The sequence below is a fragment of the Hymenobacter sp. ISL-91 genome (assembly GCF_018613725.1).
GTDB lineage: Bacteria > Bacteroidota > Bacteroidia > Cytophagales > Hymenobacteraceae > Hymenobacter.
The window spans coordinates 13,247-39,248 of record NZ_JAGGPS010000031.1 but is presented as its reverse complement, the minus strand read 5'-3'; the positions used below and the strand labels follow the sequence as shown (position 1 = coordinate 39,248).

The window sequence follows — 26,002 nt, the reverse complement described above, 5'->3', positions numbered from 1 at the left end:
CTTTAGAGCAACACAAAGATGTATGTCTGGCTTATTTTCTGGTTTATTATCCTCGGTATTTTGGGAATGCTGTTTTTTCGTTTCATCGGCCTGTGCCTGGGAGACCCAAAACAAGAGCGTTACGCGAAGATTTTCGCGTTGGTAGCGCTGTTGTGGGGTCCCTTGCAGTACAGTTGGGATAACGGCTTATCTCAGAATCATAGCTATTACGTTGTAGATACAAGTAAGCCACCTATTGGTCGTTATGCTAATGGAGCACTTAAACACCCATCAAAATTTATTGACAGACCGTCCTATCATTACGGCGTGGGCTACAAATTCAGCCTTGGCAACCCCGTAGCCAAATTCATTTATGACCTATTCGGCGGTTATGGTGTGACCTACGTGATGTCCTTCGTTGATGTGTTGATCTTAGGAAGCATCTGCTCGTATATTGCTTCCCGCTCCCCTCAACGGCGCCCTACTTAATCATCAATTACATCAACTACATTCAGCTCTTTTTCGCACACTGGTTACAGCGTTTCCACTCCAACTCAATACCGCTCCAAATCCTGCTTGCGGGCGGCATCAATGGCCAGCAGAATAAACAGTAGCGTGGTGAACGACCACAGCGAGGAGCCGCCGTAGCTGAAGAAGGGTAGTGGGATGCCCACCACCGGGGCCAGCCCGATGGTCATGCCGATGTTGATGCAGAAGTGGAAGAAGATGATACTGGCCACGCAGTAGCCGTAGGTGCGCCCAAACACCGATTTCTGCCGCTCGGCCACGTACACGATGCGGCCCAGCAGGCCCATGAACAGTCCGATGGTGACTATCGAGCCTAGCCAGCCCCACTCCTCGCCCACGGTGCAGAAAATGAAGTCGGTGCTCTGCTCGGGCACGAAATCGAACTTGGTTTGGGTGCCCTGCAGGAAGCCTTTACCAGCCAGCCCACCAGAGCCAATGGCAATTTTCGACTGCGTGACGTTCCAGCCCACGCCCAGCGGGTCGGCCGAAGGGTTTATCAGGATTTCAATACGCTTGCGCTGGTGGTCCTGGAGCACGTTGTTGAAGAAGAAATCCACCCCGAACACCATGCCGATAACCACTGCCCACACGCCCAGACTCAGCGGAATATAATGCCGTAGCGTCCGCCAGTTGGCCGCCAGCGCAATGGCCAGCAACACCGTAAAACCAACCAGCAGCCACAGTTTAGGCACGAGCAGCGCCAGAATCAGAATAAAGGCGCCGGCAGCCAGAATCAGCAGGATGATGGGCGACATGCCCTCGCGAAAGTAAGCCAGCAGAAATGCGGCGAACACCAGCGCCTGCCCTGTTTCGTTGGCCGCAATAATGAGCACCGGCGGCAGCAGCGTGAGGCCGGCCAGCACCAGCTGGTCGCGGAAGCTTTGCTGGCGCAGGTTGATGCCGGCCAGGTAGCGCGAGGCGGCCAGGGCCGTGATGAACTTGGCAAATTCGGCGGGCTGCAGGCGCACCGGCCCCAACTCCAGCCACGAGCGCGAGCCGGCAATGGGCCGGGCGATAAAGGGCGTGATGATCAGTAGTACAATCATCAGCCCGTACAGGCCGTAAGCCAACGTGTCGTAGGCCTTGGGGTCGATGACGAGCAGCACCACAATGAGTACCAGGGCCGTGCCAATCCAGACAATCTGCTTGAACCAGTTGAAGTCCATGAGCTGGCCGAAACTCAGCGAGCTGAGCGCATCGTCGGGCGCGTCGGGCGAGTAGCTGGCCGCGTACACGTTCAGCCAGCCCACGCCCACCATCAGCAGGTAGAGCAGAACCGTGACCCAGTCGATGCTGCGGTTGTAACGGGCGGGGAGGGAATTCAATTTTTAGTTAAGAATTAGAAGCTGACGTAGCGCAAACTTTGTCATTCGCGTCCTCGTGCCGTTAAGGTGGCTTTGAACGGCGTGGCGACGCGAACTACAAAGTTCGCGCTACACTATTAATACCGTCGGCGCTTGATGAACCGGTCGGCGGGGCCGGGCAGCCACTCTTCCCAACGGTGGCGCCAGGGGGCTATTTTACCGCGCAGGTGTTTTTCGATAACCAGCGCGGCCAGCGGAGCAGCCGAGCTGCCGCCAAAACCGGCGTTTTCGATAAACACAACAATGGCAATCTGGGGGTCATGGGCGGGGGCGAAAGCAGCGAAAGTGGCGTGGTCGTCGCCGTGGGGGTTTTGCACAGTGCCGGTTTTGCCGGCCACCGAAATGCCCACGTCGGCCAGGCTGGCGTTGATGCCGGTGCCGCCGTTGCCATCCACCACGCTGATCATGCCCGGCACAATGGCCTCGAAGTGCTGGGCATCCACCCCTACCGTGTGCTTCACCTGATACTCGGGTAGTGGGCCGCCATTCCCGATGCCGCGCACGAAATGGGGCGTGTAGTACCAGCCGCGGTTAGCAATGGTGGCCATCACGTTGGCCATTTGCAGGCCGGTAATCCCGATTTCGCCCTGCCCGATGCTCAGCGAGTACACGGTGCGGTAGGTCCAGCGGTGGTAGCCGTTGCGCTTGTCGTAGAACTCGGGCGACGGAATCAGGCCCTTCTTTTCCTGGCCCATATCCACGCCCAGCTTCTGGCCCAGCCCGAACTTCATCACCTGCCGCCGCCATTCACCCAGACCCAAACGGGCATCTTCGAAACGGTTGCTGGAGCGCCCACGCAGCACGGTAGCGCGCATTACCTGATAGAAATACGGGTTGCAGCTCTGTTTGATGGCAATGCCCACGTTGCTGGGGTACTCGTGGCGGTGGGTGCAGCGCACCAGCTTAAAGTTGCACGCAAACGGCGTATTGGGCGTTACCACGCCCGCTTGTAACGCCACCAGCTCGTTCACGAGCTTGAACGTGGAGCCGGGCGGGTAGGTGGCCATCAGGGGGCGGTTGAACAGCGGCTGCTCGGGGTTGTTGAGCAGCTCCATGTAGCGGTTGCCCATGCCCTTACCCGACAGCATTTCGGGGTCGAACATGGGCGCCGACACGAAGGCCAGGATTTCGCCCGTTTTGGGGTCGAGGGCCACCACCGAGCCGCGCTTACCGGCCATCAGCTGCTCGGCGTAGGCCTGCAGCTCCGAGTCGAGGCTCAGGTGCAAATCCTGGCCGGCCACCGAGAGCGTGTCGTACTCGCCGTCGCGAAAGGCCCCTTTTTCGATGCCGCGCACGTTCACCATGCGGTACTGCACGCCACGCCGGCCCATGAGCTGCTTTTCATAGTACGATTCCAGGCCCGTAATACCCAGAAACTCGCCCGGCTGGTACTTGCTGTACTGGGGCCGCTCCAGCAGCTTGGGCGTTATCGAGCCCACGTAGCCCAGGGCGTGGGCCATGGTGTGGGTGTTGTACGAGCGAGCCATCCGCGCTTTCACGCTAAAACCAGGAAAGTCAATCAGGTTGTCCTGGATGGTGGCCAGCTCCTGGGTGCTCAGGTTCTGCACCAGTGGCGAGGCCTTTACCCGGCTGAACTTGCGGGCCTGCTGCAACCCCTCGCGCACCTCCTCCAGCGGCAGCTGCAGCAGCTGGCTGAAGCGCAGCGTGTCGAGCTGCTTTACTTCGCGCGGCACTACCATCAGGTCGTACACGGGCGTATTCTGAACCAGAATCTGGCCCTTACGGTCATAAATCAGGCCCCGATACGGAGTCTGGACGATGCGCTGGAGCGTGTTGCGGTCGGCAGCCAGCTTGTAGCTGCCGTCCAGAACCTGGATGTAGAACAGGCGCGTCGCAAAAACCAGCGCGACGGCCAGGAAAATTGCCTGGACGACGTATTTGCGGCCTTCGAGGTATTGCAAAGCAGGGAAATCTTAAAAGGCAGGCTCCGCCGCTACCGGCGGAAACGCAAAGATAACCCCGACCGTGCGGAAAAGGTGCGCGGGAGGTGAGATGGGGAGGGCGGAAGGCTACTGGCACGACGTAGGGGCGGGGCTTGTCCCCGCCCCTACGTCGTACCAGTAGACTCGCTTTATCAACCCAACAACCCTACCGCTTGCGGCGCTTGGTGGGGTAGAACACCAGCTGGATGATGAGCAGGGCCAGCGCCGTATAGAGGGTACTGAGCACGATTTTGGCCAGCGTGAGGCCCACAAACCGGAACGAGCCCAGCTCCAGCAGGAAGAAAGCGGCGTGATGGATGGCCGTGAGCAGCACCAGGTACACCACCATCCACTGCCAGCCCATCTGGTGAATGTTCACCGAATCCTGGGCATCGTATCCGTCGCGGGGCGTGAGCAGGCGCAGCACCCAGGGCCGCAGGTACATCAGCAGCACGGCGGCGGCGGCGTGCACCCCGCCGGTATCAAACACCATATCGAGCGAGATGCCCGCCACAAAGCCCAGCACCAGCTGCACCACCAGCGGCGTGGCCAGCGGCAGAAACAGCAGGAAGCCCAGGTAAATAAAGCACCAAGCCAGATTAAAGAGCACGAAGTCGGTGCCGCTGATTAGCAGCACGTACAGGGCCAGATAAAATATCCCGCGCACCGCCTGCCACAAAACGCTCAGAATTCCTCCGCTCATGGCCGCTTGGTTTCGGGTTTGATGCCGGCGCGCAGCTCCAGCGTGTCGCGCTCGGCCTGGGGCCGGCTCGTAACCAGGTACACGTAGGTGAGGCGCGAGAAATCGGTGGCCAGCCGCACGCGCACCGTCCAGAAGTTTTTGTCGGGCTCCTTCACAAACGAGTCGATGGTGCCTACCAGCACGCCCTCGGGGTACACGGCGTTGTAGCCCGAGGTGACCACCGTGTCGCCGCGCACCAGCTTGTTCTGGCGCGGAATATTGTCGAGCAGCACGTGGGTGGGGTCGTCGCCGAGCCAGCGCACGGTGCCAATGGTGCCGTCGCGCTGAATGCGGGCCGACGTGCGGCTCTGCGAGTGCAGCACCGACGTAATGGTGGCGTAGTGCTCCGAAAACACTTTCACCCGTCCCACAATCCCTTCGGCCGATACCACGCCCATGCCCTCGCGCACGCCATCGACGCGGCCCACATTCAACGTCAGGTAGTTATCGACGAGGCGCTGGGTGCTGCTTACCACGCGAGCCGGAATAAGCGGGTAGTCGGGGTCGCGGGTGGCCAGGGGGCGCAGGCCCAGCAGCAGCGAGTCGGGCCGGCCCAGAATGGCCAGCCGGGCGCGGGTAGTACTATCCTGGCGGACGGGCAGCGAATCGGCGGTGCGGCCGCCCAGGTCGGGCGGGTAGAACTGCTGCCGGAGCCGGGCGTTTTCGCGCATCAGCTCCTGGTTTACATCGGCCAGCCGGAAATAATCCTGCACCTGGTTGCGCCAGCCCAGCACCTGCCCCACATAGGCGTTGGATGAGTTGAAGAACGCAGCGCGCTGGTACGTGCTGTTGCGCACCAGCAAAAACAGGCTCAGCACTTCCAGCACCGCAAATACCAGGAAAGCCCGGTAGCGAAACAGAAAGGCGAACAGGTTATTCATGGGTTAATTATGAATTTTAAATTTTGAATGATGAATTACGACTTGCCCCAGGCTGATAATGCAACGCCGAACAATTCAAAAATCAAAATTCATTATTCATAATTAAGTAAGCAGTACGCCCCGGAAGGCCTGGATGTCCTTGATGGCTTTGCCGGTACCGCGCACCACGGCGCGCAGTGGGTCTTCGGCAATATGAATGGCCAGCTTGGTTTTCACAGCCAGGCGCTTGTCGAGGCCACGCAGCAGGGCACCGCCGCCGGTTAAGTGAATGCCGTTTTCGTAAATGTCGGCCGACAGCTCGGGCGGGCTGATTTCGAGGGCCTTGAGCACGGCTTCCTCAATTTTAGCCACCGATTTATCGAGGGCAATGGCAATTTCCGACGACGTTACCTTGATAACCTTCGGGATGCCCGTCATCAGGTCGCGGCCGCGCACCTCGTAGTCGGGTGGCGTTACGTCGAGCTCGGTGAGGGCCGCGCCGACCTCAATTTTGATGCGCTCGGCGCTCCGCTCGCCAATCAGCAGGTTGTGCTGGCGGCGCATGTAATCCAAAATATCCTGGTTGAACACGTCGCCGGCCGTTTTGATGCTCTGGTCGCAGACGATGCCGGAGAGGGCAATAACCGCAATTTCGGTGCTACCGCCCCCGATGTCGATAATCATCGAGCCCACGGGCTGCTCCACATCAATGCCAATACCAATGGCGGCGGCCATGGGCTCCTGAATCATCCAGACTTCCTTGGCCCCGGCGTGCTCGGCCGAGTCGCGTACGGCCCGCTTCTCTACCTCCGTAATGCCCGACGGAATGCAGATAACCATGCGGTGCGAGGGCTGAAACAGGCGGTTGCGGGTATCAATCATCTTGATAAGCCCCTTAATCATCTCCTCGGCGGCGTGGAAGTCGGCAATTACGCCGTCTTTCAGGGGCCGGATGGTTTTGATGTTGTCGTGGGTTTTCTCGTGCATCTGCTGCGCCTGCCGGCCCACGGCAATTACCTTATTGGTCGTGCGGTCTTTGGCGATGATGCTCGGCTCGTCCACCACGATAACATCGTTGTGAATAATGAGCGTGTTGGCCGTGCCCAGGTCGATGGCAATGTCGCTGGTAAAGAAATTGAAGAAACCCATTGAGTTACGGCAAGTAAATGAGAACGGGGCGCTTGCGCCCGTCAAAAGTGGGGGCAAAAGTACGGAGGAATTTATGGGGATGAAGCAGCACAAGCTAAGCCATACCCGACAAACGTCATCCGGCATGCCTTAGCCTGTGCTGCTTCCTCTTTTTTATTCGGTACTTCTTGCTTAGTGCTTGAAGTGGCGCACGCCCGTGAGCACCATGGCCATGCCCAGCTGGTTGCAGGCGGCAATGCTGTCCTGGTCTTTGATGGAGCCGCCGGGCTGCACCACAGCCCGGATACCAGCTGCGCCGGCAATTTCCACGCAGTCGGGGAAGGGGAAGAAGGCGTCGGAAGCCATAACGGCGCCGTTCAGGTCAAATCCAAACGAGCCGGCCTTCTCGATGGCTTGGCGCAGGGCATCCACCCGCGAGGTCTGGCCCACGCCCGAAGCCAGCAGCTGGCCGGCGCGCGCCAGTACAATGGTGTTGCTTTTGGTGTGCTTGCAGATTTTGAGGGCGAATTCCAGGGCCGCCACCTCGTCGGCAGTCGGAGCCGACTCAGTTACGGTTTTGAACTCGGCCGCGCCCTCGATGGCCTGGTCGAAATCCTGCTCGATGGTGCCGTTGAGCAGCGTTTTGACCTGCTTGGCTGGAAACTGCACAGGCTTCTGGCGCAGCAGAATCCGATTTTTCTTGCTTTGCAGCAGCGGCAGCGACTCGATTTCGAAGCCGGGCGCAATCAGCACCTCGAAAAACAGCTTGTTCAGCTCCTCGGCTGTGGCCGCATCTACGGGCTTATTCACGATGATGACACCGCCGAAGGCTGACACCGGGTCGCAGCTCAGCGCATTCAGGTAGGCGTGGTGCAGCGTATCGGCCTGGGCCACGCCGCAGGCGTTGGTGTGCTTGAGAATGGCGCAGGCGGCCGGGCCGGCCACATCAAACTCGCGCATGAGCAGCACGGCCGCGTCCACATCCACCAGGTTGTTGTAGCTGAGCTGCTTGCCGTGGAGCTGGTCGAAGAGCGCGCCCAGGTCGCCGTGGAACGTGCCCGCCTGGTGGGGGTTCTCGCCATAGCGCAGAGGCGTTTGGTTTGCGCTGCTTTCCGCTAAGCTGTTAGCTGTTAGCTGTTGGCTGTCAGCTTTTCCTTCGGAAGCCGGATTCTGGCTTTCCACGAAGTAGCGGCCGATTTCGGTGTCGTAGTGGGCGGTGGTGGCGAAGGCGGCAGCGGCGTACTGCTTGCGGTCGGCCAGGTCGGTGGCGCAGTTTTTCTGGCTCAGCAGCTCGGTTACCTGCGCGTATTGGTCGCGGCTGCTGACCACGAGCACGTCGCGGTAGTTTTTGGCCGCAGCCCGCAACAGCGAAATACCGCCAATGTCAATCTTCTCAATCACGTCGGCCTCGCCGGCGCCCGAAGCCACGGTTTCTTCGAACGGGTATAGGTCCACTACCACCAAATCGATGGGCGGAATGCCGTGCTGGGCGGCTTCGGCCAGGTCGGAGGCCTCGTGCCGACGGTGCAGAATGCCGCCGAATACGGTGGGGTGCAGGGTTTTTACGCGGCCGCCAAACACGGCCGGAAAGCCAGTCAGCGTTTCCACGGCCGTCACTTTTGCCCCCTGCTCCTCGATAAACTGTTGGGTGCCACCGGTCGAGTACATCGTTACACCGTGCTGGTGCAACAACTCCACAAGCGGACCGAGGCGGTCTTTGTAATACACCGAAATAAGGGCGGAACGAATGGGCTGCGACATGGCGGAAGGGGGCTGAATGGGTTAGTGAAATGCGCCGCGAAGGTAGGCAGCGCCGCGCGGCCGGCTGTTACCGAATTGTTAAGCCGGCCCGGCTACAGCACCCGAAGTACAGCAAAGCCAACCCAGCCAGCAGCGGGTGTAGGGGCGGCCAGGCAACTTTCGTAGCTCAACCGTGGCAGCCGAAGCAGGCCACCGTTCGTAGAGGAAGTAGTTGTTATCCGGCTCCTGCTTTTTATGCCCGAACTGATTAGCCCACCCACTACTTCTGCCGCTGCTTTACCCGCGGCCACTCCGGCCCTGGCCGCTGCCGGGGCGGCGGCCCTCGCCCCACGCCTCTTCGCCCAGGCGGCCCACTCCGATGTCGAGGGCGGCTTCCCGAGCCAGGAATTCGGCTGGCTTCGTGAGGCCGGGCTGCTGGCGGCCCCGCTGCCCGCCGCGCTGGGCGGTAGCGGCCTCAACGAGCCCGCCCACACCTATGAGCTGCTCAGCACGTTGCGCCACATTGGGCGGGGCAACCTGGCCGTGGGCCGGGTGTACGAGGGCCATACCAACGCGCTGCAGCTCAGCGGGCGCTTTGGCCGGCCGGCGCAGGTGCAGCACTGGGCCGCCGATGCCCGGGCAGGCCATCTGTTCGGTGTCTGGAACACTGAGGCCCACGACGGCGTGAAGCTGGAGCCGCTGCCCAACGGACGCTTCCGGCTCAGCGGCAGCAAAACCTTCGGCTCGGGTGCCGGCCACCTCACCCGCCCGCTGCTCACGGCCGCCCTGCCCGGGGGCGGCTGGCAGATGCTGGTGCTGCCCGCCGACACGCTGGTACCCGAATACGACGCCCGGTTTTGGCGGCCGCTGGGCATGCGGGCCTCGGCCAGCTTCCGGGTCGATTTTACGGGGCTGGAAGTTGGCCCCGAACAGTTGCTGGGCGCGCCCGGCGACTACTACCGCCAGCCCTGGTTTAGCGGCGGGGCCATTCGGTTTGCGGCCGTGCAGCTGGGCGGGGCCGAAGCCGTTTTCGACGAAACCCGCCGCTTTCTGCAGGCGCTGGCCCGCACCGACGACCCCTACCAGCGCCAGCGGCTGGGCCAGTTAAGCATCCTGATAGCCAGCGGCCAGCACTGGCTGCAGGCCGCCGCCGAACTGGCTGCCCGCCCCGGCCCCGATGCCGAAACCGTGGTAGCGCACGCCAACCTCGTGCGCTCGGCCATCGAGGACATTTGCCTGCGGGTGTTGCCGCTGGCCGAACGGTGCGTGGGGGCCCGGGGCCTGCTGCGGCCCGAGCCCTTCGAGCGTCTGCACCGCGACCTGACCCATTACCTGCGCCAACCCGCCCCCGATGCCGCGCTGGCCGATGCCGGCCGCTACGCCCTGGCCCACTCCCGCCCCGCCCACCGCCTCTGGCACGACTGAGTAATTCAAGTTGCGAAGCACGATGTAGGGGCAGGGCTTTTCCCCGCCCGCCGTTGAACGACACATGCGGGGCATGCGAACAGTCGGTCAACGCACTATGCTGACGGCGGGCGGGAACAAGCCCCGCCCCTACACCGCTCCAATAGATGAACTCCGCAACTTGGTTTAAATAGTATTCTCTTCTCCAGCCTTTAGCTAAAGGCTGGAGAAGAGAATACAGGTTCGTACTGTTTTTGAAGCATTACTCCCCCGATGACGTTTGATTTCGATGCCTTGCCGCTACGCCCCGCTACCTACGCCGCCACGCTGGGGCCCACCGTGGTTATTGCCCCGCACCCCGACGACGAAAGCCTGGGTTGCGGCGGGCTGCTGGCGTTGCTGGCCCGGGCGCACGTGCCCGTGTGGTGCGTACTGATGAGCGACGGCACCATGTCGCACCCCAACTCGGTTGCGTTTCCGCCCCCGGCCCGCCAAGCCCTGCGCGAAACTGAGCTGCGCCTGGCCCTGACCCAGTTGGGCCTCAACCCCAGCCAGCTACTGCCGCTGGGCCTGCCCGACAGCCAGGTACCCGGCCCCGATGAACCCGCGGGCCAGATAGCCGTGGCCCAGCTCGTAGATTTTCTGCAGGAGAAGCAGCCGGCCAGTGTGTTGTGCCCCTGGCGGCGCGACCCGCACCCCGACCACCGTGCTACCAGCCAACTGGTGCGGGCCGCGCTGGCGCAGCTACCCACCCCTCCGCGCCTGCTCGAATACCTGGTTTGGGCCTGGGAACGCGCCGCCCCCACCGACCTGCCCCTTCCCGGTGAAGTCGACGGTTGGCAGCTCGACATCAGTTCGGTGCTGGCCGATAAGCGGAATGCCATTGCCGCCCACGCCTCGCAGCTGCCCGGCTCCTGCATCCACGACGACCCGACGGGCTTCACATTGGCCCCTGGTATGCTGGCCCATTTCGCCAGCCCTACCGAAGTGTATCTGGAGTCCTCCGCTGCAACAGCCGCGTTGCCTGTTCACTCTTCCTCCGATTCTTATTCTGTATGAAGCCAAACCCCAACCAGCCCCACACGCTGCCGCCCGACTACTTCGATAAGGTGTACGAGGCCAACCAGGACCCCTGGGACTTTGCTACCAGTCCCTACGAGCAGGAAAAGTACGCGGCCACGCTGGCCGCCCTGCCGCGCAGCCACTACGCGCGGGCCTTCGAAATCGGCTGCTCGCTGGGCATCCTCACGGCCCGACTGGCCCCGCGCTGTGGCTATCTGCTGGCCGTTGATGTAGCTGAGGCGGCCCTGCAGCAGGCCCGCCAACGCTGCGCTAACCTACCACAGGTAGCGCTGCAACTGCTGCGTGTGCCCGATGAGTTTCCTGATGGGCAGTTCGACCTGATTTTGGTGTCGGAAGTAGGCTACTATTGGAACCCGGCCGACCTGGCCCGTGCCGCCGACCAGCTACTGGCGGCACTGCCGGCTGGTGGCCAGTTGGTACTGGTTCACTGGACGCCTCCCGTACACGATTACCCGCTTACCGGCGACGCCGTACACGAGTTCTTCCTCGAAAAAGCCACTCCCAATGGCCCTCTACGCCACTTGCACGGCCAGCGCCACGAGAAATACCGCCTCGATGTGTTGGAGCGGCGGTAGCTGGATAGGACTTTAGCTTAGCAACTAATCAGCTGAAGTACTTCCAGGGAATAGTAGCGCGAACTACAAAGTTCGCGCTACTATTCCCTGGAAGTACTTCAACAAAACCACTGCGTGACAGCAGTAATCAGTTTAACGTCATGCTTCGCTGCCCTCTGAATAACGTTCATATGCTACCCATGAACCAGCGCTGGCACACGCGCCAGCTCGGTGCGCAGGATGGTGATGGCCAGCGCCAGTGGTACCTGATCCTCTGCACCGGACGGCAACAACTGCGGCCGCGCCCACTCCCAATAGGCGCCGAAAGTGGCGTAGCCTAGGGGCGCGGCCAGCAGCTCGGCCGGCACTTCTTCCAATCCGGAAACTACTTGCTCAAACGCTTCGCTACTCCAGGCCAGTTGCCAGTGCTGGCGTAACTGGCGGCGCAGCTTCAACTCCTGCACCAGGGTGGCCGGGTTAGAAACCAATAGTTGCTGCTGGCCCAGCCGGGCCCACTCGCGCAGCTGCCACGAGAGGCCAACCGCCACCCGCCCCTGCTGCCGGCCCGAGGTAAATACGCGCACGGCCGGGCTGTGCCGTACCTGTAAATCATGACGCAGCAGAGTCTGATAAAGGGCCTCATCCTCCAGATACGGCACTACGGGCAGCCCACCCACCTGCCGGTAAGCAGCCACCGTAACGGCCAGGCTGGCCCCGAAGTGCTGGTGGTGGCGGGGCCAGGGGTCGTGGGGCTGGGGGTCGAGTTGGGTTTCGAGCTGAACCCGTAGCAACTGGTAGGTGGCATCCTGCAGCTGGCAGCGGCGCACGGGGCAGGTGCGGCGGCTTTCCTCCATTAAAATGCGGCCAGCCACGGCATCTACACCCAGCGCCAGCTCCCGGAACGTGGCGGCCAGCCAGTCGGGGGCTACACGGGTATCGGCATCGGTGCTGATGATGGCGGCGCGGGGCTGGCCGGCCAGCTCCAGGCGGTAGGCGGCCTCATCCATGAGCAGACGGCGGGCCCGGCCTACGTGCGCCTCGGCGGGCGGCAACGTCAACTCGGCTACGTGCAGGGCCAGCGTCGGGTGGGTGGCAGCAAAGGCCTGCACTACGGCCGCCGTATGGTCGGTGCAGTTGTTGGCCAGCACCAGCACTTCGAAAAAGCCAGGCGGCAACGGCTGGCCCTGCTCGTTGGTTTGGGCCGCTAGCGCCGCCAGTGTAGCAGCCAATGAGTCGGCCTCATCCTTGGCCGGAATGATGACGGTAGCCCTTAAAGTCGGGGAAGGGGGCGGCAGGTGGCTCCAGACCGAAAAGGGCAGCGCCGTGTTGTTGGGGTGGGCCGAGTGAAACCGGTGCGGAGTGGCGTATTCCATGGGCTGCTTCTTACGCAGCACGCGGTGGACAGTTGGCGCTTAAACCGGCCAAAAGCCCTACTGACGAGCTTAAAAGGCCAAAAAAGCAAAAGCTGCAGACTGCAAACCGCCCGATGGCGCTTGCAACCTGCAGCTTAATAGCCAGCTACTGAGAGCGACTAGAATGCCTCGCCTACCGCGAAGATGATACCCGAGTTTCCGCCCGAACCCACCCCGTAGTCGAGGCGGATGTTGAGCCGGTCGCGGCGGTTGAAGCGGAAGCGCAGGCCGGCACCACCGGCGTAGCGCAGCCCGTCTACAGTGTAATCGTCGAGGTTCGGCGCCACCTGGCCCACGGCCCCGAACACGGCCCCGTCAATCCGCCAAAACAGCTTCTGGCGGATTTCGGCCTGGGCCGTAGTAAACTGCCGGTCGCGGTAGCGGCCTTCGTAAATGCCGCGCATCAGGTAGGCGTTGTTGTAAAGCGAGCCGCCGAGCGTAGCGCCCATGCCGCCCCACTCGCGGAACGGCACGTCGCCGGTGTGGTACTGGCCCAGAAACTGCAGTGCCAGAATGGTGTTGTTGGAGCCGAACAGCGGGTTGAAATGGCGCGCGTCCACCATGTAACGGGTGAATTTGTAGTCGCTGCCCAGGCCCTTGCCGGCAAACAGCACGTGCGCATCCACAAAATTACCGGTGTACGTGGCCAGCACGTTGTCGCGGCTGTCGTAGAGCAGCGCCGGGCCCACCCCTGAGGTGGTGTAGCCGCCGCGCTGCTCGGCCGGGATGGTGAAGTAAGAACTGGCCGTGGCCTCGTCGTCACCATCTTCCTTGAGCTTGACGGTACCCAGGTCGGTGAGGCGGTAGCGCAGGCCCACAAACAGGTTGGGCTTTACTTTCACCAGCGCCTTCTCATCAAACACCCACAGCGGGTACTGAATGTTGGAATACACGTCCTCATCGGTGTCGTTGCCGCGGCCGTAGTACTTAAAAGCCAGGTCGAAGTAGCTCAATTCGCCCGAGAAAAAGAACTTTTCTTCCTTGGTGAAAATGGTGTGCGTGAGCTGCACGGTGGTCTGCTTTTTCTGCGAAATCCAGGCAATCAGGCGGGCGTTCGACTTGCGCACCGTGGTGTCGGTGCCGAAGCGCCACACCGGCAGAATGGCCACGCCGCCGGCAAAACCGGTTTCCTGCTGATAAAAGGCAATGGGCACCGGCAGAAAGCTCGGCTTGTCGGGGTCGGAGGGCGTGAGTCGGATTTTGGTGGTAGTAGCCGGGGCCAGGGCGCGGTTGAGGCCCACCGGCGCGCCTGCGGGCTCGGTGGTGGCTTCGGCCGAAACAATGGGAGCAGCCGAAGCCAGCAAAGGAGCGGCCGAATCGGAAGGCGTTGACTGCGCCAAAGCAGCCGGGGTAGCCAGCGCGCTTAGCGCCAGCAACGGGTAGAGGAAGCGCATACAGTGATGGCCGGAATAAAAAGGAAAGTGAGAGGAAGAGCCCCCGTTGGCAGCGCAGCCACAACGGGCGGCCGCACAAATCGGGCGGTGGCCTTTGCTAACGCAGCAGTTGCGGCCGCGGTTGCCCACACTTTCAGCCCAGGCCGAGCATCGAGAATACCCCGGCCAGCATAATGAGTTTGCACCAAGTGCTAAGCCGGGCAAAATGTTGCCGTTGGTCGGCGCGGCGCAGGGCGGCGGCCAGTGCCAGCAACGGGGCCAGCACCAGCAGCAGCAACCATAGGCCCAGCCCGTAGCGGTAGCTCATGAACAGGGCATTGAACACGGCTCCGGCCACCAACAGCAGCAAACAGGCCAGAAAAAAGCCGGCTACCCACTTCGTGCGCGGCACGCCCCACACCAGCGGCAGCGTGCGGCACTCGTGCTGGGCGTCGCCGCGCATGTCCTCCACGTCTTTCACAATTTCGCGCACCAGCGTGAGCATAAACGCAGCCAGCGCGTAGCCCCACACCGCCGAGCGGCCGGTGTGCAGCTGCAGCTCGGGCAGCAGCACCAGCGCCGCCGTGAGGGTGGCAATGCTTACGTTGCCCACCAGCGCCACCCGCTTAAACCGGGCCGAGTAGCCCCACAGCAGCAGCGCCGAGCCCAGGTTCACGAGCCCCAGCAGCGGCGAGAGCAGCGCCCCCAGCCCCACGCCCAGCCCCGACAGCAGCAGATGGGCCAGCATGGCGTGCCGCCGGTTGATGCCGCGCCCCACCACCAGCCGCCCCGGCCGGTTGATGGCATCAATCTTGACATCGTAGTAGTCGTTGATGATGTAGCCAGCCGCCCCGATGCACAGAGCCGCCAGCAGCAGCAGCGCAAACCCCGGGGCAACTACCTGGCGCCAAGGTGCCTGGGGCAGCAGCAGGCAGGCGCGCACCAGCAGCATACACAGGGCCATAATCAGCAGGTTGGGCAGGCGCACCAGCCGGGCCAGCTGCCGCCAGCTACTACCGCTGCTGTTACTGCTGTTGCTGCCAGCCGGGCCGGCAGTGCCGGGCGCAGTGGCGTCGGGGGCAAACAGGGGCGGGCGGAAAAGCATAGCTGGAGCCGAAGGGGCAAATAAGAAGCACAAAGATGGTCCAGCCAACCCGAAAGGTTACAAAAATGCCTCTCCCAAAAATCAGGAAAGGCATTTGCTTAATGAAGCCGGCCGGAGGTTACAGGCACTTTATGTTTAGGGCATTTATAACTTCTTCAGCTTCAACACAACCGGCAATCGGAGCGGCTTACCAGGTTCCCTGCACCTTCATCACGGCCTCTATCAACTCGCGCACGGCACCGTGCCCGCCGGGCAGCCGGGCCACGTAGTTGCTAATGGCCTGCACATCGGTGGCGGCATCGGCCGGGCAGGCCGCTACGGCGCAGCGGCGCATTACCTCCAAATCAGGCATATCGTCGCCCATGTAGGCAATGCTGGTCGTTTCGAGGTGGTAAGTGTTGAGGTAATTGTTGAAGATTTTCATCTTGTCATCAACTCCCAGGTAAATGTCGCGCACATCAAGCGACTCCAGCCGCTTGCGGACGCCCTGCTCTTCGCGGCCCGAAATAACGGCCACCCGGTAGCCCTGGCGCAACGCGTGCCGGATGGCGTAACCGTCGCGGATGTGGAAGGCGCGCACCTGCTCGCCCGAGTTAAAGGCCAGCAGGGTGCCATCAGTCAGCACCCCGTCCACGTCCAGCACAAACACCTTTATTGCTTGTAAATCGAGTTCTGACGACATAAACATACCTTACTATACATAGCACAGAAGCGCACCGGCCGGGTTGCCGGGCAGCTACTGAAGAAAAAACGGCGGAACTGCCGGCGCAGAACGACCTATTGGTTGTCGCGCCACTCGTACACCCACTTGGCCTGAATCTGCTCCAAGTGGCCTTCATTGGCCTGCTCGCGGGTGCCTTCGAAATTGGGCAGGCTCAGCACCCAATCCAGCAACTCGGTAAACCGGATGCGGTAGATTTTGGCCTCCCCAAATTCGTCGCCAAACTTCTCATACAGGGCAATGGCCACGTCTTCGTGGTCGCTCCACTTAATCGGGGGCTCGAAATGATTCATAGTCAGAAAAGGCTGATTTGGAGATACGGACCGAAGGTAAAAGGGCTGGCGGGGCTACCGAAACAGTTGGCCGGCCGCCAGTTCACGCTCTTCCGCAGTACTAAAAACTAGTGGCCGAGGAAGTGCTGGGGCGGAATGCGCACTACCAGGTCGGAAGCCCCCTGCACCACGCACTGGCAGGCCAGGCGCGAGTTGATGCGGGGGTTTTCGGCCCGGTCGATAAAGTCCTCCTCGGCGTCGGAAATTTCGGGCAGGTCGTTCTCGCCCTGCTCAATGTATACGTGGCAGGTGCTGCACCCGCACACGCCGCCGCAGTTGTGCTGCAGCTGAATGTTGTTGTTGAGGGCTACGTCCAGCACCGATTCGCCCTCGGCGGCCACGTGTGTCTGGTCGGGCTGGCCGTCCTGGAAGGTAAACGTAATATTGATGGCTTTCACGGCGAAAGGCTAGGTACACAAGGCAAAAACGAAGGGGCAAAGGTACGGACGTACCCCCCCGAATCAAAGCCGCAACCCCGGCGCATTGTTTGCCGCAGCTGGCAGCGGCTCGGCTGTGGCCTGAATGCTGGCCGTGAGCTGCTGGTAGAGCTGCTGCCAGCGCGGCCGGGCGGCCAGCGCGGCCGCGTGGTGGGCCAGCGTGGCATCATCGTGGCGCACGGCCGGGCCGGTTTGGGCCGCGAAGGGCGGCTGGGCCAGCGCTTTGTCCAGCGTTTCGCGGATGAGCGGGTGCAGTAGCTCCCACGGCAGCCCCGCACCCTCCAGTAGCTCGCGCCCGATGCCCAACAGGTGGTTGGGAAAGTTGCTGACCCACACGGCCGCCACATGCAGCTGCAACCGCCGGGCCGAGTCCAGCTCCCGCACGTCGGAGCTTAGCGAAGTGGCAAGCTGGTGCAGGATGGCCAGCGCGGCCGCATCGGTGCCTTCCAGGCACAGCGGCACACTTGCCCAGGCAATTGCGCGGCCCGGCCCAAAAGTTTGGAGCGGATAAAACACGCCGCCCCGCAGCCGCCCCTGATAAGGTGCAAACAGGGAGAGCGGCAGCGCCCCGGCTGTGTGCGCCACCAACGCCCCTACCGGAAAGCAAGCCGCCGCCAGCACGTCGGGCACAACCGCATCGGGCAGCGTGAGCAGGTATACGTCGGCGGCGGGCAGGTGCTGCAGGCTGCTGGCTACGGTGGCCGGCACCGGCAGCCGGGAGGCCAGCGCCGCCCCCGATTCGGGGCTGCGGCTCCAGAGGCCTACTACCGCGTGGCCGGCAGCGGCCAAAGCCGGGGCCAGGTGGGTGGCCACCCGGCCGGCCCCAAGCAGCACAATCCGAAGGGGGGTGCGGTCTGTTAATGTCATGACTATAAAACTGCCTGTTTAACAACTCCAACCATTCCTTTTTGAAATACTTGCAGCGAAATGATGCAAAAAATGATATTTAATTTGGCATATTGCCGATGCAAATGCCATACGCTCTACGAATAGAGCCATTGTTTGCGTTCTTCTTACTTCACTTCTTCACCCCTTTTTCTCACTATCCATGACAAAAATCTACACTACGGGCCGTACCACCAAAGCCTGGCGCAAGCTGGCCCTGCTGGGCCTGCTGGGGCTGGCTACCGGTGCCGCCCACGCCCAGAGCCTAAACTATAATGTTGCCAACACCACCAACGTGGGTGGCACTTATACCGACCTGCTCGCAACTGGTAACATCATTACCACGGCCAATACCGACGATGCTAACTCGGCGGCTACGCCCATTGGCTTCACCTTTAGCTTTAATGGCCAGAGCTTTACGAACTTCGTACTCAATACTAACGGCGCTATCCGGCTGGGCGATGTGGCTCCTTCGGCAGCAGACCTGTTTATTACGCAGGACCAGAACAGCACGGCTACCGATCCGCTGACGAGCACTAACTCGGCCAACACCAACATCCTGATGCCCTTCAACATCGACCTGATTGCGGGTACGGCGGCTGGGGGCGCAGAGTATCGGGTAGCTACGACGGGCACGGCACCCAACCGCGTCTGCACAATTCAGTGGAAGAACGTGAGCGACAAAGCTGGCACCGGCACTGATGCCGCCGCCACGCAGTACGCCAGCTTCAATTTCCAGGTGAAGCTCTACGAAACCAGCAACCGGGTAGAGTTTGTGTACGGCACCGCCGTGGCGGGCACTGGTACGGCTGGTGCCCGGTTCCCCAACGTGGGCATCAAGGGTTCGGGTTCGGCCACGGGGCAAACGGTATTGGGAGCGAGAAATGCCTCAACCGCTGCTTGGAGCACGACTTCTTTTATTACCGGCACTTACGGAACCTTCACTCATAACTTCCGGTCCACTACGACTCCCGACTTGGGGCGCACTTACCGCTTCAACCCATTCGTGGCGCTCGCCAACGATGTGGCCGTGCGCTCGGTATTCACGCTGGGCCAACTGACCCGCGAGTTCAACTCGCCCCATACCGTGCAGGCGGTTGTTACCAACAATAGCGGTGGTACACTCACCAACATTCCGGTTACGCTGACCGTGAGCGGCGCCAACACGTTTACCAATGTGCAGACGGTGGCCTCACTGGCCACGGATCAGTCGACAACAGTAACCTTCACGGCTTATCCGCTGACCGCTAACGGCACCAATACAGTAACTGTAACCGTTCCTGCCGACGACCTCAACACGAACAACTCGGCTGTGGCCTCGCAGAACGTGAGCAACAACCGCCTGTCTTATATTGACCCAGCTGCGCCGCTTTTCGCTGCTGGTGTGGGTGTAGGCAGTGCCGATGGTATTCTGGCTACCAAGTTCAGCATTACCAAGCCCACCACGGTGTCTGCCGTGAAGCCAACTTTCGCGGCTAGCGCAGACAACGTATCGACTTACCAGATTGTATTGCTCGACGCCACCGGCGCCAATGGTACGCCCGGTGCTATCCTCTATACCTCGCCTACTCAGACGCGGACCGCAGAGGCTGGCACAGTCACGGTAGCCATTCCGGATGTTGCTGTGAGCGGCGACTTTTTCGTTGGAATAAAAGAGCTGGCTACCAATCCGGCTCTGGCTTATCAGGTGGAGGACCCGCTACGGCCCGGCACTTTCTATTTTAAGACTGCCACCGGTGCTTGGACGCTAGTTAACACTACTCCGCTAAGAACCCGCTTGGCCCTGGAAGCCACCATTGGAACTGTGGCCTGCGCCACGCCAACGGCACTGGCAGCAACCAGCACGCCTACTACGGCTACCATTACGTTCACTCCCGCCACCGGCGCCACTGGCTACAGCATCATCTACGGCCCGGCTGGTTTCAACCCTGCTTCGGCTGGCACTACCGTAACTACCACGGCATCGCCCTACACCATCACCGGGCTGATGGGCACGACGGCTTACGACGTGTACATCCGCACTAACTGCAGCGCTACCCTCCAGAGCGACTTGGTAGGTCCGGTACGGGTAACGACCACCTGTCAACCACCGATTGTTAACACGTTCCCTTACACTGAAAACTTTGACGGTGTAGCGGCTGGTGCCCTGCCCTGCGGTATTACAACGGCTAACATCAACACCGATGCTAGTGTCTGGGGTGTTGTAGCGACCGGTACGCCGGCTTCGGCTCCGAACCACATGCGTTACTCGTTCAGCGAAACCAACGCGGCCGACGACTGGTTCTTTACGCCGGCGCTGTTCCTGCGGGCGGGCACTTCTTACCAGCTCACGTTTAAATACAAGGCCGGGCTGGCTGCTTTCCCCGAGGGTCTGGAAGTGAAGTACGGTAACGCCACTACGCCAGCAGCACAGTCCAACCTGTTGTGGCGCAATATCAACATCAATAATGCTGCTTACGCTACCACGGTGGCCGGCAACGACGACGGGCAGGTAAAGGCCATTACGCCTACCACCACCGGTAACTACTACATCGGTTTCCACGCTATCAGCGCCGCCGACCGGTTCAACCTCTACGTGGATGATATCAGCGTAACGGCTACGGCCATCACCGGTACTTCGCAGGCGTTGCAGCAGGCTATCAACATCTACCCCAACCCTACTGCCGGCAGCCTCACGTTTGATGTACGCGGTGCCAAGGCCAAAAACGGCCTGCAGGTAGAAATTACCAACATGCTGGGTCAGCGTGTTCACACTGCCACCGTGCGCGACAACGCCGTAGAGGTCATCAACCTCCCGAACCTGTCCAACGGCATGTACACCGTGAAGGTGATCAACGGCAACGAGTTCATGATCCGCAACATCTCGGTGCAGAAGTAATTCGTCCTCGCTATTGTACCCTAAAGGGGGCAGCCACATGGCTGCCCCCTTTTTTTATGCCCGCCAATTACTCTGGCCCGCCAACCGGACGCCCCGGAACCGGACCCGGCTGAGCAGCGGCCTTCGGCACCCCCCGGATATCAGGCAGCGCTACAACAATTTCATGCGACCCCGCATGAATCTCACGGGAGGTCGGGTGATTTTCATGCGGGGTCGGATGAATTTCACGAGAGGTCGGATGAATTTTATCCGCCGTCCCATGAAATTCATCCGACCCCGCATGAAATTCATCCGACCTCTCGTGAAATTCATCCGGCTTCCTATGAAAATCATCCGCCGTCCCGTGAAATTCATCCGGCTTCCTGTGAAGCTGATGGGCGAGGCCGGGGCGGCACGTAGTGGGCCCTAACCGACTGCGCCCCCACTGCCACAAGGACAGCGGGGGCGCAAGCAGGCTACTTAAAGAGCGGTTGCAGAGACACAGCACAATGTAGAGACGCGTCTTCGCAACCGCTTTACGCTACGGCCTTGGGGCGGGGCGCTACCGGGCGGGGCCGGGACCCGGCTTCGGGAGTAGGCACTACCGGAGCCTCAGTTTCGCGGCGGCGGCGGTAGATGGCCATGCCGAAGCCCAGGGCCATGAGTAGCGTACCGCTCCAAAGCAGGTTGATAAAGGGCTTCTCCACGGCTTTCAAAATGATATAGTCCTTCTGGGTGGTGCTCACGCCGAACGTGAACTTGCCCTTCTCGGGGTCTACATTCAGGAAGCTCAGGCGCAGGCCCAGGTCTTCCACTTCGTCGGGCATGCGGCCGATGAGGCGGTTGCGCACCGCAAACACGGGGTGCACATGGTACTGCTTTTTCTCACCCGCCACCAGGAAGTCGCCCTGAATGGCCAGGTCGTCCTTGGCCAGGCCCAGGCCGGCCGTTTGCTTGGCCGGACCCACGCCCCGGAACACGGCGAAGTAGTCGTTGAGGAAAATGGTGTCGCCGATGCTGAGCACGTGCTCCTTCACCTCGCTCCAGTCTTTTTCCTGGTCGATGGGCGGCACGGCGCTGATGTGGGAATAGATGTCGTGGTCGAGGAACACCTTCACGTCGGGCGAGGCCAGCAGGCCGCCCATCTGCTCGTTTACCTGCGCCCGCGGGTAGAGCGTGAACTTCTCCTTGCTCTCCCGGTCCTGGTACTCGACGCGGTAATAGGTGTTTTCGGGCAGAATTTCGAGCGTGTCGCCGGCTTTGTAGTACACCTTGTCGCCGCGCTTTACGTCGGAGCGGGCCAGGGCCTTGTACTCATCGTCGGTGCGGTAGAGCTGCTGCTTATCCACGTAGCCGGGTACGCCGGGTACGTCGAGGTACTGGCCGGTGTAGCGCACGTCGTATGCGCCCATGCGCGTTACGTCGTTGCGCCACAGCAGCACGTTGTCCTGGTTGGTGGTCTGGTCGAACTCGCGCGAGTACAGCAGGCCCGAGGTGTTCTGGCTGATGATGTTGGAATAGCCCGATGAGGCCAGCACACCCAGCAGCATCAGGGCAATGCCGATGTGGGCAATACCGCCGCCCGACAGGCTGACTTTACGCCGCAATAGCGTGAACACCATGCTCATGTTGGCCAGCACCCCAAACAGGGCCGTAGTCAGGAGCGCGATGTACGAAAGCTCCATTTTCTTGCCGTTGTACTGCACCAGCAGGATAACCAGGGCCGCCCCGAGCAACGAGAGCATAGCGGGCACCGTGAGGGTGTTGGTGAGGGAGGCGCGGTCGTTTTTCTGCCACCACATCAGCTGGGCCAGGCCCGAGCACAGCGCCACGCCCACGCCCAGCCACAGCTGAAACTTGGTGTAGTGGGCAATCTGGTCGGCGGGCAGCGCCAGGTTCGATTTAATGCCGATGAAGCCCAGGAAGGCGTTGTACACCGGAATGCTGGTCGTGAACAGCACCTGGAACGCACCCAGACACAGCACCGTAGCGCCCACGAACACCCACAGCTCGGGGTTGTAGGTGGTCAGTTCCTTCTCCGAAATCGGAATCCGCTTCCAGCGCCACACCAGCAGCGCCACGCTCACCACCACAAAAGCTGCCAGGTAGATAATGAGCTGGCCCGAAAGACCCAGATCGGTAAACGAGTGCACCGAGGCATTGCCCAGCACGCCCGAGCGGGTGAGGAAGGTAGCGTAGAGTATGAGCAGGAAGGTGGCCATTACGAGCACAAACGAGGTGCGCAGGGCCAGCTTGCTGCGCTGCCACAGCACCAGCCCGTGGATGGAAGCCACCAGCACGAGCCACGGAATGTACACGGCATTTTCTACGGGGTCCCAGTTCCAGTAGCCCCCGAAGTTGAGCGTTTCGTAGGCCCAGTAGGCTCCCATCATGATGCCGACACCCAGAATCAGGCCGCCCCACAGGCTCCAGCGCAGGGCCGGACGCGTCCAGGTGCCGTACTCGCCCTTCCAGAGGCCGGCAACGGCGTAAGCAAACGGCACCAGCGTAAGAGCAAAGCCCAGGAACAGCGTAGGCGGATGAATCACCATCCAGTAGTTCTGCAGCAGGGCGTTCAGACCGGTGCCATCGGCAGGTACGAAGTTGGGGTTGGTCTGCCACACGGGCAGCTCAGGCATAAAGTCGCGCAGCAGGATAAAGGGCGACGAGCCGATTTTAAGGTCGCCCAGCACCACGCCCAGAATCATGGACGTGAGGAATAACTGCACGCCGGCAAAAACCGTCATTACCGGAGCTTCCCAGCGTTTGGCCGAGCGCATCAGAATGAGGCCCAGGCATACGTGCCAGAAAATCCAGAGCAGAAAACTACCCTCCTGCCCTTCCCAGAAGCAGGAAATCATGTAGTAGATGGGCAGGTGGTTGCTGCTGTGGCTCCAGGCGTAATAATATTCGTAGCGGTGGCCGTGGATAATGCCGAACAGGCACACAATGACCGACAGTACGGCAACCGAATGAATGATGAAGGCCCCACGACCCAGCTTCATCCAGCCAGCGTCGGTGTCGCCCAGGGCCCGGCCCTTGGCAGCCATGTAATAGGCGTACGCCGCCACTGTGGCCGCCACAAACGCCAGAATAACACTTAAGTGCCCGACGTCACCGATGAGAGTGTTCAGCATTGTTTTTAATTAGAGCTTAGAATTTAGAGCTGAGAGCTGAGAGGCTAGAGCCTAGATGATAGAGCTGGCTTTCCCGGGCTCTGCATGCTAAGTTTTAGGCTCTAATAGCTAAGCTCTAATTAACCGACGCGGTGGCGCCCTTCACCTCGTTCTCCACATACTTGGAGGGGCACTTGAGCAGGATCTTGTCGGCCACGAACACGTTGTTGCGCATGGCACCTGTAATTACCACCTGCTCCGACTTGTCGAAATCCTGGGGCTGGGGGTTGAAATACACTACGCGCTGGGCAATGCGGTTGGTATCAACCAGCGTGAAGGCGAAGTAGTTGGGGTCCAGAGTCGGGTTGTATTCGAGGCCCATGATGTTCTTCTGGCCGTCGCGGGGCAGGCGGCCTACTACGTGCACCTTGGTCAGGTTGCCATCGGCGGCCCGCTCGCGGGCTTCCTTGAACGAGACGTACACGCTGGCGTCGCCGGCGGTGCTGGTGATAATGGCAATGGCTACCGCAATGATGGCCATGATGAAAATGTGGGCTTTTTTCATGTCAAGTAAAACAGGCGGCGACTCGGGTTTTGGAGTCAGAAGTCAGCTCAGAACAATACTTCGGACCACAAAGGTCCGCAAAAACAGATGAATGACCGGATTATCCAGCCGGCGGCCGGGCTAGTCGACGTGCGTGTTCTACTGCTCGTCCCGCACTTCCTTTTCCAGCCGGCTCAGCTTACGGTCCAGCGAAATCAGGAACAGCAGCAGCCCGGCCAGTACGACAGCTATAACGGCCACTACCACGTAAATTTTCCCGTTCTGGCGCATTGCTTCAGCCATTTCGGGCTGGGCACCGGGTGACTGGGCCGCGGCCTGCCATAGCGGCAGCAGCAGGGCCAGCAGCACCAGCAGCCCCTGTCGGATTACAACGCCGGAAGCCGGGCTACGCAAGTTGCTTTTCATATAGTTTCAGTTTGAGCACGGAAATGCGGGTGGCCAGCTGGGCCACCCAAAACGCCAGCAGCGTCCAGCCAATGACGGCCGGATAGAACACCAGACGCATGTCGCTGTCGAGGTCGTACTTGGCGAAGGCCGGATTACCACCCGCGCCGGGGTGCAGCGAGTCGGTGAGGCGCGGCAGAATATAGAACAGCGGCATGGCCACGGCAAAGGCGAAGATGTTGTAGATGGACGAAACCCGGGCCCGCTGCTGCTCATCGGTGAAGGAGGAACGCAGTACCAGGTAAGCGCCGTAGATGAGCATGGCCACGGCCGCCCCGTTCAGCTTGGGGTCGTTGGTCCACCACGCCCCCCAGGTGTAGCGGGCCCAGATGCTACCCGTGGCCAACCCCACGCACCCCATCAGAATGCCGGTGCGGGCCGCCTCGTGGGCTTTTATGTCAAATCCGGCCGTGGGCGTGTGCAGGTAGCGCACCGAGTAGTACACCGAGGCAATAAGGATGGCCGTCATGCCGAACCACATGGGCACGTGGAAGTACAGGTTGCGGATACTCTCGTTGAGAATGGCCAGCCGCGGCACCGGAACCAACAGGCCCGCCACCGCCACATACAGCAGCAGTAGCACAGTCAGGACTTTCCACCAGTTCTTTTTCATAAGCTGTTAGCTAGTAGCTGTTGGCTGTTAGCTTTTTGATGGGTTGAAAGGATATAAGAAACAGCTATTCGAAGGCCCGCTAACAGCTAACAGCTGACAGCTAAAAGCTTCTAAAATCAGCTTCGCCACAAAAACGGAAACAGCAGATACGACACAGCCCCAACGATAAGGTTGAGGGCCACCAGAGTAAGCAGAGAGTTTTGGCTGGCTTCGAATTCGAGGCCATCGAGGGCATTTTTGGATACTTTGATGAGCAGCAGCAGCATGGGCACCATCAGCGGGAAACCCAGCACAGCCATGAGGGTGCTGCTGTTGGTGGCCTTGGCGGCAATGCCGGCCACCAGCGTGAGCGTGCCGGCAAAGCCCACCGCGCCCAGCACCACATTGCCCACAAATAGCGGCACGTTTTGCACGGGGTTGCCCAGCACCACGGCATAGAGCGCGAAGGCCACCAGCGCCAGCCCCAGCAGCAGCAGGGCGTTGTAGGCTATTTTGGCCAGAATCACGGCTTGCGGCCGCACCACGGTGTAGTAGTAAAGCATCCGGCCCCGGCTTTCCTGCAGAAAGCCTTTGGCCACGGCATTAACAGCCGAAAACAGCAGCACAATCCAGAAAAGCGCGTTCCAGGCCGGGGCGGGCAACTGGCCGCCACGCAACGAAAAGCTGAGGTAGCACACGAACACCGTGCTACTCACGTACAGCAGCATACCGTTCAGCGCTGCCCGCTGCCGCCATTCCAGGCGAAAGTCCTTCTGCATCAATACCCAGATTTCACTTAGCAGCGCCACGGCAACTCGGCTGGTTCAACGGACCACAA

At 60.9% G+C, this 26,002-nt stretch carries 24 protein-coding genes; 6 read left to right on the top strand and 18 right to left on the bottom strand.

What is annotated here, in order from left to right; translation table 11 throughout:
• Positions 1-18 precede the first annotated feature (18 nt).
• Complete coding sequence (locus J7E24_RS12810; protein ID WP_215138552.1) at positions 19-468, top strand: hypothetical protein; 450 nt, start codon at positions 19-21, stop codon at positions 466-468.
• 65 nt (positions 469-533) lie between these two features.
• Here the strand turns inward: J7E24_RS12810 and rodA are convergent, their stop codons facing one another.
• The 6 genes from rodA to purH all read right to left on the bottom strand — a co-directional run bounded on the left by rodA (position 534) and on the right by purH (position 8,305).
• Positions 534-1,832, bottom strand: a complete 1,299-nt coding sequence (rodA, locus tag J7E24_RS12805) for a rod shape-determining protein RodA (RefSeq protein ID WP_215138551.1) — start codon at positions 1,830-1,832, stop codon at positions 534-536.
• A gap of 116 nt (positions 1,833-1,948) precedes the next feature.
• Positions 1,949-3,793, bottom strand: coding sequence for a penicillin-binding protein 2 (gene mrdA / locus J7E24_RS12800; protein WP_215138550.1), 1,845 nt, complete (start codon positions 3,791-3,793; stop codon positions 1,949-1,951).
• A 187-nt stretch (positions 3,794-3,980) separates the two neighbouring features.
• Positions 3,981-4,517 carry a hypothetical protein gene (locus J7E24_RS12795; protein ID WP_251047184.1) on the bottom strand — a complete coding sequence of 179 codons (537 nt, stop codon included), beginning with the start codon at positions 4,515-4,517 and terminating at the stop codon, positions 3,981-3,983.
• Positions 4,514-5,437, bottom strand: coding sequence for a rod shape-determining protein MreC (gene mreC / locus J7E24_RS12790; protein WP_215138549.1), 924 nt, complete (start codon positions 5,435-5,437; stop codon positions 4,514-4,516). The genes J7E24_RS12795 and mreC overlap by 4 nt, the downstream gene beginning before the upstream one ends.
• Positions 5,438-5,539: 102 nt before the next feature.
• Entirely contained in the window at positions 5,540-6,565 is a 1,026-nt protein-coding gene (locus J7E24_RS12785) for a rod shape-determining protein (RefSeq protein WP_215138548.1), read from the bottom strand.
• A gap of 171 nt (positions 6,566-6,736) precedes the next feature.
• On the bottom strand, positions 6,737-8,305 hold the full coding sequence (gene purH / locus J7E24_RS12780; RefSeq protein ID WP_215138547.1) for a bifunctional phosphoribosylaminoimidazolecarboxamide formyltransferase/IMP cyclohydrolase: 1,569 nt from the start codon (positions 8,303-8,305) through the stop codon (positions 6,737-6,739).
• Between the two features lie 234 nt (positions 8,306-8,539).
• Here purH and J7E24_RS12775 point away from each other — a divergent pair, with 234 nt between their 5' ends.
• The 3 genes from J7E24_RS12775 (at position 8,540) to J7E24_RS12765 (ending at position 11,346) form a co-directional block, all read left to right on the top strand.
• Entirely contained in the window at positions 8,540-9,709 is a 1,170-nt protein-coding gene (locus J7E24_RS12775; RefSeq protein ID WP_215138546.1) for an acyl-CoA dehydrogenase family protein, read from the top strand.
• 252 nt (positions 9,710-9,961) lie between these two features.
• Positions 9,962-10,747: a PIG-L deacetylase family protein gene (locus tag J7E24_RS12770; protein ID WP_215138545.1), complete on the top strand. Its 786-nt coding sequence runs from the start codon at positions 9,962-9,964 to the stop codon at positions 10,745-10,747.
• Entirely contained in the window at positions 10,744-11,346 is a 603-nt protein-coding gene (locus J7E24_RS12765) for a class I SAM-dependent DNA methyltransferase (protein ID WP_215138544.1), read from the top strand. The genes J7E24_RS12770 and J7E24_RS12765 overlap by 4 nt, the downstream gene beginning before the upstream one ends.
• A 173-nt stretch (positions 11,347-11,519) precedes the next feature.
• On the opposite strand, the gene J7E24_RS12760 is transcribed toward J7E24_RS12765, so the two are convergent.
• The 7 genes from J7E24_RS12760 to J7E24_RS12730 form a co-directional block, all read right to left on the bottom strand.
• Entirely contained in the window at positions 11,520-12,719 is a 1,200-nt protein-coding gene (locus tag J7E24_RS12760) for a glycosyltransferase (protein ID WP_215138543.1), read from the bottom strand.
• A 137-nt stretch (positions 12,720-12,856) separates the two neighbouring features.
• Positions 12,857-14,131, bottom strand: a complete 1,275-nt coding sequence (locus tag J7E24_RS12755) for a BamA/TamA family outer membrane protein (RefSeq protein WP_215138542.1) — start codon at positions 14,129-14,131, stop codon at positions 12,857-12,859.
• Positions 14,132-14,264: 133 nt separating this feature from the next.
• Positions 14,265-15,215 (bottom strand): geranylgeranylglycerol-phosphate geranylgeranyltransferase, encoded by a 951-nt coding sequence (locus tag J7E24_RS12750; RefSeq protein ID WP_215138541.1) that lies wholly within the window; start codon positions 15,213-15,215, stop codon positions 14,265-14,267.
• 187 nt (positions 15,216-15,402) lie between these two features.
• The gene (locus tag J7E24_RS12745) at positions 15,403-15,897 is read right to left on the bottom strand and encodes a KdsC family phosphatase (RefSeq protein WP_215138540.1); all 495 of its coding nucleotides are present in this window, start codon (positions 15,895-15,897) and stop codon (positions 15,403-15,405) included.
• Positions 15,898-15,992: 95 nt separating this feature from the next.
• Entirely contained in the window at positions 15,993-16,229 is a 237-nt protein-coding gene (gene iscX, locus J7E24_RS12740; protein WP_116943204.1) for a Fe-S cluster assembly protein IscX, read from the bottom strand.
• 107 nt (positions 16,230-16,336) lie between these two features.
• Positions 16,337-16,666 (bottom strand): 2Fe-2S iron-sulfur cluster-binding protein, encoded by a 330-nt coding sequence (locus J7E24_RS12735; protein ID WP_215138539.1) that lies wholly within the window; start codon positions 16,664-16,666, stop codon positions 16,337-16,339.
• A gap of 63 nt (positions 16,667-16,729) precedes the next feature.
• Entirely contained in the window at positions 16,730-17,572 is an 843-nt protein-coding gene (locus tag J7E24_RS12730; protein WP_215138538.1) for a Rossmann-like and DUF2520 domain-containing protein, read from the bottom strand.
• A 181-nt stretch (positions 17,573-17,753) separates the two neighbouring features.
• On the opposite strand from J7E24_RS12730, the gene J7E24_RS12725 reads away from it, so the two are divergent.
• The gene (locus J7E24_RS12725; protein ID WP_215138537.1) at positions 17,754-20,468 is read left to right on the top strand and encodes a T9SS type A sorting domain-containing protein; all 2,715 of its coding nucleotides are present in this window, start codon (positions 17,754-17,756) and stop codon (positions 20,466-20,468) included.
• A 259-nt stretch (positions 20,469-20,727) separates the two neighbouring features.
• Positions 20,728-20,877, top strand: coding sequence for a hypothetical protein (locus J7E24_RS12720; protein ID WP_215138536.1), 150 nt, complete (start codon positions 20,728-20,730; stop codon positions 20,875-20,877).
• 106 nt (positions 20,878-20,983) lie between these two features.
• Here J7E24_RS12720 and ccsA (J7E24_RS12715) read toward each other — a convergent pair whose 3' ends face one another.
• From ccsA (J7E24_RS12715) to J7E24_RS12695, 5 genes are all read right to left on the bottom strand, one after another.
• A complete protein-coding gene (gene ccsA / locus J7E24_RS12715) occupies positions 20,984-23,584 on the bottom strand; it encodes a cytochrome c biogenesis protein CcsA (RefSeq protein ID WP_215138535.1) in 2,601 nt (866 codons plus the stop codon).
• A 115-nt stretch (positions 23,585-23,699) separates the two neighbouring features.
• The gene (locus J7E24_RS12710) at positions 23,700-24,128 is read right to left on the bottom strand and encodes a cytochrome c maturation protein CcmE (protein WP_215138534.1); all 429 of its coding nucleotides are present in this window, start codon (positions 24,126-24,128) and stop codon (positions 23,700-23,702) included.
• Between the two features lie 138 nt (positions 24,129-24,266).
• Positions 24,267-24,533, bottom strand: a complete 267-nt coding sequence (locus J7E24_RS12705; protein ID WP_251047183.1) for a CcmD family protein — start codon at positions 24,531-24,533, stop codon at positions 24,267-24,269.
• Positions 24,514-25,185 carry a cytochrome c biogenesis protein CcsA gene (gene ccsA, locus J7E24_RS12700; protein ID WP_215138533.1) on the bottom strand — a complete coding sequence of 224 codons (672 nt, stop codon included), beginning with the start codon at positions 25,183-25,185 and terminating at the stop codon, positions 24,514-24,516. Before ccsA (J7E24_RS12700) ends, J7E24_RS12705 begins: the two co-directional genes overlap by 20 nt.
• Positions 25,186-25,301: 116 nt before the next feature.
• Positions 25,302-25,943: a heme exporter protein CcmB gene (locus tag J7E24_RS12695; RefSeq protein ID WP_215138532.1), complete on the bottom strand. Its 642-nt coding sequence runs from the start codon at positions 25,941-25,943 to the stop codon at positions 25,302-25,304.
• Positions 25,944-26,002: the final 59 nt, after the last annotated feature.